Annotated in this window: 7 protein-coding genes; 3 read left to right on the top strand and 4 right to left on the bottom strand. The window is 35.7% G+C overall.

The features are described from left to right. Positions 1–119 precede the first annotated feature (119 nt). On the top strand, positions 120–452 hold the full coding sequence (locus tag VB715_RS05475) for an antibiotic biosynthesis monooxygenase (protein WP_323300195.1): 333 nt from the start codon (positions 120–122) through the stop codon (positions 450–452). Between the two features lie 115 nt (positions 453–567). Here the strand turns inward: VB715_RS05475 and metK are convergent, their stop codons facing one another. The 4 genes from metK to VB715_RS05455 all read right to left on the bottom strand — a co-directional run bounded on the left by metK (position 568) and on the right by VB715_RS05455 (position 4986). Beyond that, a complete protein-coding gene (gene metK, locus VB715_RS05470; RefSeq protein ID WP_323300194.1) occupies positions 568–1827 on the bottom strand; it encodes a methionine adenosyltransferase in 1260 nt (419 codons plus the stop codon). 76 nt (positions 1828–1903) lie between these two features. Beyond that, the gene (locus VB715_RS05465) at positions 1904–2641 is read right to left on the bottom strand and encodes an HAD family hydrolase (RefSeq protein WP_323300193.1); all 738 of its coding nucleotides are present in this window, start codon (positions 2639–2641) and stop codon (positions 1904–1906) included. 69 nt (positions 2642–2710) lie between these two features. Next, positions 2711–3835, bottom strand: a complete 1125-nt coding sequence (locus VB715_RS05460) for a mechanosensitive ion channel family protein (RefSeq protein WP_323300192.1) — start codon at positions 3833–3835, stop codon at positions 2711–2713. 50 nt (positions 3836–3885) lie between these two features. After that, the gene (locus VB715_RS05455; RefSeq protein WP_323300191.1) at positions 3886–4986 is read right to left on the bottom strand and encodes a mechanosensitive ion channel family protein; all 1101 of its coding nucleotides are present in this window, start codon (positions 4984–4986) and stop codon (positions 3886–3888) included. A 264-nt stretch (positions 4987–5250) separates the two neighbouring features. On the opposite strand from VB715_RS05455, the gene ligA reads away from it, so the two are divergent. Then, the gene (ligA, locus tag VB715_RS05450; protein WP_323300190.1) at positions 5251–7284 is read left to right on the top strand and encodes an NAD-dependent DNA ligase LigA; all 2034 of its coding nucleotides are present in this window, start codon (positions 5251–5253) and stop codon (positions 7282–7284) included. Between the two features lie 2 nt (positions 7285–7286). Continuing rightward, positions 7287–12665 (top strand): AAA family ATPase, encoded by a 5379-nt coding sequence (locus VB715_RS05445; RefSeq protein WP_323300189.1) that lies wholly within the window; start codon positions 7287–7289, stop codon positions 12663–12665. The last annotated feature ends 178 nt before the right edge of the window (positions 12666–12843 follow it).

The raw sequence follows: 12843 nt of genomic DNA, 5'->3' as shown, positions 1-12843 counted from the left end.
TTATATAGTAAATGGGATAGCTTAAGGGAAAACTAAGTAATTTTTGCTTTATTGTCGCAAATTTTTGCTCAAAATCTAGTTTTTACCCAGAAAGTGAATCATTATTTTGGAGTTTAATAATGTCAGCAGAATTTCTCGATTTTCTCACCCATAAATACGCTTATGTTGCCGTGGGGGAATTTAAACCAGGGCAGTTTGCCGAAGCACAGCGACTTTACGAAAAAGCGGTTTCGACCTATAAGCAAGGGTTTAAGGGAGCTTTTTTGTTACAAAAGCCTGGTACAGATGAAGGAATTGCTGTGATTATGTGGGAAAAACTTGAGGATATGGAAGCGAATCAAAATGAGATTTATCAGAAATTATTAGCAGAAATGACCCCGTTATTTGTGAAGCCACCTAAGACTGATTTTTATGAAATTTGTAGTGAAATTGATGGATTTTCGGAAGAATAGTTTAACGAATTTTCATCTAAAATTTGTTTATATGAAGCCCTGCTAAATTAACGATAACAAATTAAGGGAAAAGAGTTAAATCCCTTTTCCCTCTAAAGTTCAAAAATAGTCAGGATTAAACACCAACAGCTAAGGGACTCGCCAACATATCTTTGAGTAAAGTCGCTTTGTCCGTTGCTTCCCAAGGTAAATCCAGATCATTACGTCCAAAATGCCCATAAGCAGCTACATCTTGATAAAAACGTCCCCCCCGTTGTGAAGGCAGTTGACGCAGGTTGAGAGACTGAATAATGCCCGCAGGACGTAATTCAAATAGTTCCTGAACTGCGTCTAATAAGTTATTTTCATCCACCTTGCCAGTGCCAAAAGTTTCTACTAAAATACTAACAGGACGAGCAACCCCGATCGCATAACTTAGTTGGACTTCACACTTATCAGCTAAACCAGCAGCCACAATATTTTTAGCTACATAGCGACAAGCATAGGCCGCGGAACGGTCAACTTTAGTGGGATCTTTACCAGAAAATGCGCCGCCACCATGACGAGAATAACCGCCATAAGTATCCACAATAATTTTACGTCCTGTTAACCCGGCATCACCTTGGGGGCCACCAATGACAAATTTTCCGGTAGGATTAACCAGAAAACGGGTTTCTGAGGTGGGTTTCATCTCCATATCCCCTAAAACGGGTAAAACCACCGCATCCCAGAGATCGGATTTAATTTTAGCTTGAACCGCGTCGTTTTCGGTAATGGCACCAATGGTTTCATTATGTTGTGTCGAGATGAGAATGGTATCGATACCCACAGGAATACCATCTTCATAAACGATAGAAACTTGAGTTTTGCCATCGGGCCGTAAATAGGATAATTCTCCCATTTTCCGCACCACAGCTAAACGACGGGCGAAACGGTGGGCTAAACTAATGGGTAAGGGCATTAATTCAGGGGTTTCATTGCAAGCATAGCCAAACATGATCCCTTGATCTCCTGCACCGATGCGATCTAATTCGTCATCGCTGAGGGCTGTCCGTTGTTCATGGGCTTGGGTGACACCTTGGGCAATATCAGCAGATTGTTCATCTAAGGCAACTAATACCGCGCAACTATTGGCAGAGAAACCATTATCAGCATCAATATAGCCAATTTCGGCAATTTTCTTGCGGGCTAGATCAACAAAATTAACATTTGCTTTAGAAGTTACTTCCCCAGTGATTAAGACTAAACCAGTATTAACAACAACTTCGGCCGCTACCCGACTTTGATCATCATGGTAGAGTAGGGTGTCAATAATGGTGTCAGAGATTTGGTCACAGATTTTATCGGGATGACCTTCAGTTACAGATTCAGAAGTAAATAGATAACGGCGAGTCAATTTTCTTTACCCTCTCTAAATTAACGATACAGATGAAGTTTTTATTAACGTATCATCATACACCCTAAAATCGGAATTAGCAGATCTGGATTTCCTCAAGTTGAGTAATGATGATATCTGCTTTTTCCAGATGAGGGGCGTGAGAGTTTCCCCAACAAATACCAATTGTTCCTCCGACTCCTGCTTGTTGTGCCATGATAATATCTCCTTGGGAATCTCCTACCATTAAGGTTAGATTTGGGGGAGTTTCAAGATTTTTACACGCCTGAATAAATAACTGGGGATCTGGTTTGGTAAAGGTTTGATCGCCACCCATCATTAATTGAATATAATTTGATAATTGATGTTCCCGCACAAAATTTTCCACATCTTTCGTCGGTGCCGCAGAAAGAATGCCTAATCTTAATCCACCATCAGCTAGAATTTTTAAGACATCTAAACTACCTGTAAATAGAGGGGAAGTTGAAGCATTTTTGGGCAAATATTTATCGGTTTCTGTAAAAGCATTTTGGGCAAGTTCTAAGGATTCAAACCAACTGCGTCCCGTTTCTGCAATGTAAGCGGCTGCTGCAATTAGGTTTTCTTGACGACTGCCAACAGCCATTAAACCTGTGGGATCTAAACGGTTATCTTGTAGACCAAAGGCCATTAATAAAGGTTCCCCAATGCCAGGAATTTGAGCATCTATTAAACGAGCGCGACGAATAGTTAATTCTCGTAAAAAGTTTTGAGAATCTTCCAGGGTACCATCTTTATCAAAAATGATGGCTTGGATATTGTTAAATTGAACCTTACCACAGCAAATTGTTACCAAAGTTTATGCCTCAATTGTGATGTATTTATGTTTTGAGAGGACAGGGCAAATACAGGGGCTTTAGTCCTACTAAATTGTAACAGGAGATTCGACATAAATTGTCGGTTCCTGCACCGTAAATTCAATACCATAACTCATGAGTTGACTGGTAATTTTATCATTGGCTAATTCTAATAAACGCTTTCGTAATTCTAGGGAATTTTCGCTCGAACCCAGAATAAAGAAAGTTACTCTAGCACGAATTCCTGGTTTACTTTCTTGGGGAAATAGGGTGATTTTGGTACTCCCAGGATCGATCCCAAATAGGGCATCTGTACTTTCTTTGACGACTTGTTCTACTAAGGCTTGTTCTGAATCTTCTAACTCTTTAGTAAAGTCTAAATAAAGGAGTACCATGACTTTTTTACCACGGGTAACGTTCTCAATTTCAAGGTTTGCCATAATTGAATTTGGGACAATCATTAAGGTACTTTTCGCGGCTGTTCTGATCTTAGTTGAACGTAACCCAATTGATTCGACACGACCAAATAAACCACTGGGTAATCTGATATATTCCCCCGGAATAAAGGGACGATCTAGATATAGAACACAGGTTCCTAAAAGTTGTTCTAAGGTTTTTTGGGCAGCAAAAGCAATGGCTAAACCACCAATTCCTAAACTGGCTAATAATCCGACTAAATTAATTTGCTGATTTTGGGCAAAGGCAATAACAGCAATAAAGCCAACCATTACATTGAAAATAGTTTCAAAAACCAGCAATAATTCATCTGCTTCTCTTCCTAATTTTCGGATTAATTCAATGCCATAAATGCGAACAAATTGGCGAAATAATCGAGAAATAAGCCACGCTAAGCTTCCTATTAAACTAAAATCAACAAAGAATTTGATAAATCCATGAATACCTGGATAAGCTTTTAGAAAATTGAGAGAAAGGGAAACTAAAAGGAAAGTACCTGTTATTTTAAAAAGATTTTCTATGGGAGTGATTAGATTGTCATAAATCTCTGAAACCTTTTTTGGGGAGAATTTTTGAATGATGATTTTAACTAAAAAAGGTGTGTAACGTCCAATAAATAAAGATAAAATAAGGAATAGTAAAAAAATGAAAACTTGCAAACCAAATTTTATAATTAATGTTTGTGTGGCTTCGTTAAATTGAAATATGTTTTGTAGATAGTCTAGGAAGGTTGTCATGATTAATGTTTGCTAAGTTACTGTACAATTAATTCACAGGGTATTTTAACTTAGATAGTAATGGGGGAATCAACATTAATGGTTTTATCTTCAATCTCAAAAGCAATACCGTATTCTTTGAGTTCATGGGTGATTTGTTGATTGGCAATATCTAAAAATTGACGGCGTAATTCCATGGAAACTTCCCCTGATCCTAATATAAAAAAGTTGATTTGTGCTTGGGTAACGGGCAATTTTCCATTTTTACTAGACATCTCTTTAAAAATGACTTCTGTACTACGAGAGTCAATGCCAAAAATATCACTGGTACTGTCTAAAATAACTTGGCGAATTAGGGCCTTTTCATCTTCAGGAATGAGACTATAAAAGGTTAAATAAATTAAAGAAACCACTTTTTTACCTCCCGTAAAGTTCTCAATATTTATCTGAGTTAAAGAACTATTAGGAACAATCATTAAGGTTCCTTTTCCCGATGTTCTAATTTTAGTTGACCGTAAACCGACTGATTCTACACGGCCAAAAGTGCCATCAGGTAGCCCAATATAGTCATCAGCAACGAAGGGTTTATCTAAATATAAAACAATGCCCCCTAGGAGTTGTTCTAAACTTTTTTGTGCTGCAAAAGCAACCGCTAAACCCCCAATTCCTAAACTGGCAAATAAACCCAATACATTAATATTATGGGTTTCAGCAAAGACAAATAAAACGATAATAATAATCGCCACATTGGCGAAGTATTTTGCAATAATAATAAACTCACTATTGAGTTTACTACTATTAGCGATCGCCGCTTCTAATAGATAACGATCAAAGAAGTCCTGGAAAATTTGAAATCCCACCCATATAATCAGCACATCGATACTTAACCCTAGGGGGATTTCTAATAGTTTTAACCAGGGGGGAATGTGTAGGAAAATCATCAAGATATCTGTCACCGTCAGCAACAGAATTAACCCTAACCAGTTGTGATAGGGGACGATTATTTTCTTGTAAATTGTGGGAATTTCTCCTGATAAAAAATGGGTAATTATTTTTCCCATCACTCTCGGTAAAAGAACAATACCAATACTTAAGAACATTAGTATTAAAGTAACGAGGGCAAAAATAATAAGAGTATCGATATCGATACTTAAGGCAATTTGATCCGTCATGTGAGCTAAATCTGTGAGTTGACTAAAAAAAAATTTTTAGCAAAATTCAAAATTACTTATATTATAACATATTGAATCAGCCCCCATCTTATTTTCCCTAGCTTTAAACTGCCAAATAGCCTCCTCTAGTCTCAGATAAATAGGGTAAATAAACAATAATTTTATGGTTATTTTCTAGCTGACTGTGTTTCAATAAAGAAGATAAAGCTGATCAGGATAACTTATCCATACTCAAAATATTTGTCAATAAACACATTAAAAATAATGATTAATGACTCACCTATCCCACAGCGTATTCAACAACTCCGGCAACAACTGCAAAAAGCGAGTTATGCTTATTATGTCCTCGATAATCCTATTATGGAGGACTCAGTTTACGATCAATTATATCGGGAATTAGAAACCCTCGAAAACCAAAATCCTGACCTCATCACCCCTGATAGTCCAACTCAAAGAGTAGGAGATAAACTAGCTTCTCAATTTATTTCTGTCACCCATAATATCCCCCTCTATAGTCTAGAAAATGCCTTTAATCTCGATGAACTAAAACAATGGGAACAACGATGGCAACGTCATTCTGAAAATAAAAATATTGATAAATTTGAATATGTTTGTGAGTTAAAAATTGATGGATCAGCCTTAGCTTTGACTTATGAAAATGGTCTATTAATTCGAGGAGTCACAAGAGGAGATGGCAACACAGGAGAAGACATTACTCAAAATATTCGCACGATTCGTTCTATTCCTTTAAAGTTAAATTTAGATAACCCTCCGCCCCTATTAGAAGTTCGAGGAGAGGCTTTTTTGCCCCTAGATGAATTTGCTCGCATTAACCAAGAAAGACAACAAATAGGTGAGGCTTTATTTGCTAACCCCCGTAACGCTGCGGCCGGAACTTTAAGACAATTAGATCCCAAAATTGTTGATCAAAGACGCTTACAATTTTTTGCTTATACTTTACATCTTCTTAACTCAGAAATTACCAGCCAATGGGACTCTTTAGAATACTTACAAAAGAGTGGCTTTTTAGTTAATCCTCACCGTAAATTATGCCCCTCCCTTGCAGAAGTTGCTGCCTATTTTAGTTATTGGGAAACCGCGAGAAAAGATTTACCTTATATGACAGATGGGGTGGTAGTTAAACTAAATTCTTATCAGTTACAACAACAATTAGGGTTTACTCAAAAATTCCCTCGTTGGGCGATCGCACTCAAATATCCAGCAGAAGAGGCCCCTACCTTAGTTGAAGATATCATCGTCAATGTGGGACGAACAGGGGCCGTCACCCCCATGGCCGTGATGAAACCTGTCCATTTAGCGGGAACCATCGTCCAACGGGCTACCTTACATAATAGCGATCGCATTGCCCAATTAGACATCCGTGTGGGGGATACGGTGATCATTCGCAAGGCCGGGGAAATTATTCCTGAAGTGGTTCGCGTCTTAACGGAACTACGACCCCCCAATACTCAACCCTATCAAATGCCTGAGAGTTGCCCTGAGTGTCATTCTACCTTAGTCCGTCCCCTAGGAGAAGCCGTCACCCGTTGTATTAATGGTTCTTGTCCCGCAATTTTACGGGGTAGTTTAGTTCATTGGGCCTCCAGAGATGCTTTAGATATTCGGGGGTTAGGGGAAAAAATTGTCATTTTATTGATTAAGAATGGGTTAATTAATTCCTTAGCTGATTTATATGATTTAACCCCCGAAAAAGTTGCCAATTTAGAACGAATGGGAACAAAATCTGCGGAAAATTTGATTAAGGCAATTGAAAGCAGTAAACAACAACCTTGGTCACGGGTTTTGTATGGGTTAGGAATTCGTTATGTGGGTAGTGTTACGGCGCAAATTTTAGCGGAAAACTTCCCCAATGTTGACCAATTATCTCAAGCCTCTCTTTCATCCTTAAGTTTAGTTTATGGCATTGGAGAAGAAATTGCTCAATCGGTGGTTGATTGGTTTAAAATCTCTGAAAATTGCGATCTTATTCAACAATTGAAAAATGTTGGGTTACAATTAGAAGCAACCCCAGCACCGAAAAAATCTTCCACTGTTTCCTTAACCTCCTTAACGGGAAAAACCTTTGTTATTACCGGAACCTTACCCACCTTAAAACGCAATGAGGCGAAAGCTTTAATAGAAAGTGCGGGGGGGAAAGTAACGGGGTCAGTCAGTGCCAAAACTGATTACTTGGTCGTGGGAGAAGATGCCGGATCTAAGTTAATTAAAGCACAAGAATTAGGCATTACTCAATTAAGTGAAACTCAACTTTTAGCTCTCGTAGAATCAGGAAGATAAATATGCTTATTCATGGTTATAAAATTCGGGAGAAAATTTATGAGAGTTCCCAATCTCTTATCTACCGAGGTTATCGAAAAAATGACCAATTACCCGTTATTTTAAAAAATCTCAAAAACAGTTACCCAGACCCAACAACTCTATCACAATTTAAACAAGAATATGAAATCCTCAATCAATTAAATTTACCTGGGGTAATTCAAACCTATGGACTCGAAAAGTATCAAAATAGTGCAGCGATTATTCTAGAGGATTTTGGGGGTCAATCTCTCAATTTACTTTTGAGAGAAAATTCTTTAAATCTTGAAGAATTTTTAGGTATTGCTATTAAGATTCTTGAGGGTCTAGAAGGAATTCATCAGGCTAATATTATTCATAAAGACATTAACCCATCTAATATTATACTACACCCAAAAACCCATCAAGTCAAACTGATTGATTTTGGGATTTCCACCCAGCTTTCTACAGAACATACAAATTTATGTGATCCTAATTTAATTGAGGGAACTTTAGCTTATATGTCTCCTGAACAAACAGGGAGAATGAACAGAAAAATTGACTATCATACCGATTTTTATTCTTTGGGAGTTACTTTTTATGAAATGCTAACAGGACAACTCCCTTTTATGACAGATAATCCTATAGAATTAGTTCATTTTCATTTAGCAAAACAGCCCAATTCTCCCAGTCAAATAAATTCTAACATCCCTCCTATCCTTTCGCAGATTGTCATGAAATTGTTGGCAAAAACATCGGAAGACAGATATCAAACTGCAGGGGGAATTAAAGCTGATTTAGAAATTTGTTTAAAGGAAATTCAACAAAAGAATAATATCAAAGAATTTTCTTTGGGAAGACAAGATATTTCTGATAAGTTCCAAATTCCCCAAAAACTTTACGGTAGAGAGACAGAAATTGACACCTTAATTAAAACCTTTGAAACCGTGACGCAGGGAGCTAACGAAATTATGTTAGTCTCTGGTTATTCTGGGATTGGAAAATCAGCCTTAGTTCGAGAAATTTACCCATCAATTACCCAAAGAAAAGGGTACTTTATCTCAGGTAAATGTGAACAATTTCAACGAGATATTCCCTATGGAGCTATTATACAAGCTTGTCAAGAATTAATTAGTCAATTATTAACAGAATGTAATCAAAAAATCAATCAATGGAAACATAAATTATTAACAGCATTAGGGGTTAACGGTCAAGTAATTATTGAGGTAATTCCAGAGATAGAGAAAATCATTGGCCCCCAATCAAAAGTCCCTAAATTAGCTCCTCTAGAATCTCAAAACCGATTTAATTTAGTCTTTCAAAATTTCCTCAAAGTCTTTACCAAACCTGAACATCCCTTAGTTATTTTTTTAGATGATTTGCAATGGGCTGATAGTGCTTCATTGCAATTAATACAACGATTAATGACAAGATTAGAGCATCAATATTTATTCATAATTGGAGCTTACCGAGACAATGAGGTTAATGAGGCTCATCCCTTAAACTTAACCCTAAATGAAATTCGTTTATCTGGTAAAACAATTCATAAAATTTCTTTAACTACCCTCAATTTGTCACAAATTAAACAATTAATTTATGAAACAATAAAATTAGATAATTCCAGTCGTGATATCTTGGCGAAATTAGTTAATCAGAAAACCAATGGAAACCCCTTCTTTGTGAGGGAATTTTTGAATTCTTTATACCATCAAAAGCTTTTAAAATTTGATAAAAATAGCAAAAAATGGTGTTGGGACAAGGCTAAAATTAAAGCCTCTCAAATTACTGATAATGTTGTGGAATTAATGACTAACAACATTAAAAATATGCCCGAAAAAACCCAGGAACTCCTAAAAATAGCTGCTTGTATTGGTAGTAAGTTTGATTTAAACATCTTAGCTTCTATCTGTGATCAATCTCAAATTGACACGGCTGATTCTCTTTGGAATGCCCTAGAAACAGGTTTAATTTTATCCTTAGATAATCAATATAAATTACTCAAAAGCTATCAAGAATATCAAGAAATTCCACCAGATTTAAAGATAACTTATAAATTTTCTCATGATCGAGTACAACAGGCAGCTTACAATCTAATTCCCTTAGAAGAACAAGTAAAAATTCACTGGGAAATTGGTAAAATACTCTTGAATACAACTTCTCTTGAAAATCGAGAAACTAAAATTTTTGACCTCGTTAATCAACTTAATTTTGGTCGTCAACTTATTAGTTATGAACAAGAATTATCAGAATTAGCTAAATTAAATTTAGTCGCGGGTAAAAAAGCGAAAATATCCGCCGCTTACCAGGCAGCTTTAAATTACTTAAAAATAGCAATAGAACTTTTAAAAGATCAGGAAAATTGGAAAAAACAATATCAATTAATCTTTGAAATTCATCTTGAAGCAGCAGAAGCAGCTTACTTAACTTGTCGCTTTGAGGAAATGGAAGATTTACTAGAAGTCGCCCTTGAAAAAGCACAATCTATTCTTGATAAAGTTCAAGGATATGAAATCAAAATCCGAGCTTATACTTCCCAAAATAAGTTATTAGAATCCATCGAGATTGCCTTTGATGCTTTATCTTTATTAGGCATCAATTTTCCGAAATCGCCAAATTATATAGATATCAAAAATAATTTAGAAGAAACTAGCTCATTAATCCCAAATAATGATATTAAAACCTTAATTAACTTGCCAGAAATTAGTGATCAAAAAGCCATTACATCCCTCAGAATTTTAGTGAGTATGAGTATGGCAGCATACTTAGCATTTCCTCAATTATTTCCCTTAATTGTCACTAAACAAGTTGACTTATCTATTCATTATGGTAACTCCTATGAATCTTGTGTTGCTTATGGGTTTTATGGAGAGCTTCTCTGTCAAATTACCGGAGAGTTTGATGATGGTTATGAGTTTGGCCAACTCGCCTTAGCATTATTAACAAAATTACAAGCCAAAAGATTAGAAGCACAAACCCTATTTGTTGTCACCCTTTCGATTCGACATTGGAAAGAACCCTTAGAGCAACTTCTCCCATCTTTATTATTAGGATATAAACGAGGATTAGAAACAGGAAATATTGAATATGCGATGTGGAATGCTTATCTTTACTGTGCCTATCTTTTCTCTATTGGTAGAGAACTTAATGAAGTTAAATATGAACTAACAAAATATATTGAATCAGCTAAAAGTTTGCAAAGTAAGAATAGCCTATATTTTTTGTCTATGAATTACAAAGCCGTTCTTAAACTCATGAATATCTCAGAAGAAACAGATAATTTACTAGGTCAGAAATATGCTTCAAATGAATTGCTTGAGATTTATAAAAAGGCTAATTATAGACTAGCACTTTTTCACTTCTATGATAATAAAACCCTGCTTAATTATTGGTTTGAAAATTTTACTGAAGCAGTAGAAAATGCCAAAGAAGGAGAAAAATATGTAAGTAAAATGGTCACTGCTGGACTACCAAAATTTCTATTTTATAGTTCTTTAGCTTGGTTAGCAGTTTATTCACAATCTTTAAAAGATGACCAACAAACTATCTTAGAAAAGATTATCTTTAATCAAGAAAGAATAAAAATTTGGGCTAACCATAATCCTAGTCATCATCTCCATAAATTCTATCTTATTGAAGCTGAATTGTCTCGTGTATTGGGGAAAGAACAAGCAGCTAGAGATTATTATGATCGCGCTATTAGTATTGCTCAAAAAAATAACTATATTCATGAAGAAGGGTTAGCTTATGAAGTGGCTGCTAGATTTTATTTAAGTAAAGATCAGAAACATTTAGCTCGCTATTATTTACAGGATGCTTATTATACTTATCAACGCTGGGGAGCTAAAGCTAAAGTGAAAGATTTGGAAGAAAAATATCCTCAATTACTCGAAAAAGAACCCAAAAAAGCTTTAAAATCAATTATTACTACAACGGGAAAACATTTATCAAGTGAATTAGACTTAACTAGCGTGCTTAAAGCTTCTCAAGTAATATCAGGAGAAATTGTTCTTGAAAAATTATTGACAAAATTAATGCAAGCTGTCATCGAAAATGCTGGCGCACAAAGAGGTTTTTTACTCTTAAAAAAAGCAGATAACTGGGTAATTGAAGCTGCTGGAGATATCGATAGTCATAACTTAACCGTTTTACAATCAATTCCTATCGATACCATTGATAGTAAGAGTCAAGCTCCTCTCTTATCAGTTGCTATTATTAATTATGTGGCCCATACCCAAGAAAATATTGTTTTAAATGATGCTACTTACGAAGGAAAATTTACCCAAACTTCCTATATTGTTAAGACTCAACCTAAGTCAATTCTTTGTACTCCTTTACTCCATCAAGGTAAATTAAGTGGTATCATTTATTTAGAGAATAATTTAACCACAGGAGCCTTTACCCCTGAAAGAGTCGAAGTCTTAAAAATATTATCCACTTCAGCCGCAATTTCTATCGAAAATTCTCGCCTTTATGAACAACTAGAAGACTATAGTAAAACTCTTGAAAAGAAGGTTGATTTAAGAACTCACGAACTGCAAGAAAAAAATCAACAATTAGCCAATACTTTAGAACAATTAAAAGCAACCCAAGATCAAATTATTGCCCAAGAAAAATTAGCTTCTCTCGGTGCTTTAACCGCTGGTATCGCCCATGAGATTAAAAATCCTTTAAATTTTGTCAATAATTTTGCAGAATTATGTATCGAATTAACGGAAGAAGTAAAAGAAGAAATTGAAGGTCACAAAGATAAATTAGATGAAGAAACTATCGAATATCTGGAAGAAATATTAGGAGATATCAAACAAAATTCTCAAAAAATACATGAACATGGACAACGGGCTGATAAAATTGTTCATGGAATGTTAATGCACTCTAGAGGAAAACCAGGTCAGCGAGAACTGACAGATATTAATAGTTTATTAGCAGAATCTCTTAATCTGGCCTATCATGGAATACGGTCAAAAGACACCTCTTTTAAAATCAAAATTAAAACCAATTATGCTGAAAATTTGCCAAAAATAAAGATTTCCCCCCAGGAAATAAGCCGTGTTTTTCTCAATACCATTAACAACGCTTGTTATGCTATTCACGAAAAGAAAAAAGCAATGGGAGAAGAATTTATTCCCACCTTAACCATTACCACAACCGAACAAGATGAGCAAATACAAATCAGCATTCGAGATAATGGAAATGGTATCCCTAAAACCATGCTTGATCAAGTTTTTAATCCCTTTTTTACCACTAAACCCACCGGACAAGGAACTGGATTAGGTCTATCCATTAGTCATGATATTATTGTCCAAGGGCATCAAGGACAAATTCTTGTACAAAGCGAGGAAAATAATTACACAGAGCTAAAAATATTGTTACCCAAAAAAACATGATAAATGATAAATGTCAAACCCTGATTGAGTTAGTGATTCCCCATATTAGGTATGAACTACCCCGCCGTAAAGACGGACGGGGTTTCTGAATCCCCATCTACTTTACTTTGAGATTTTTGACGCTTCACTTGCCCTAGTTGCTTCATCGAACCAGTATGCTTACGCTTACTTATCGAGT

Origin of the sequence: Crocosphaera sp. UHCC 0190 (genome assembly GCF_034932065.1) — a bacterium.
GTDB lineage: Bacteria > Cyanobacteriota > Cyanobacteriia > Cyanobacteriales > Microcystaceae > UHCC-0190.
The sequence above is the reverse complement of the archived record's forward strand: the minus strand, read 5'-3'. Positions and strand labels throughout refer to the sequence as shown.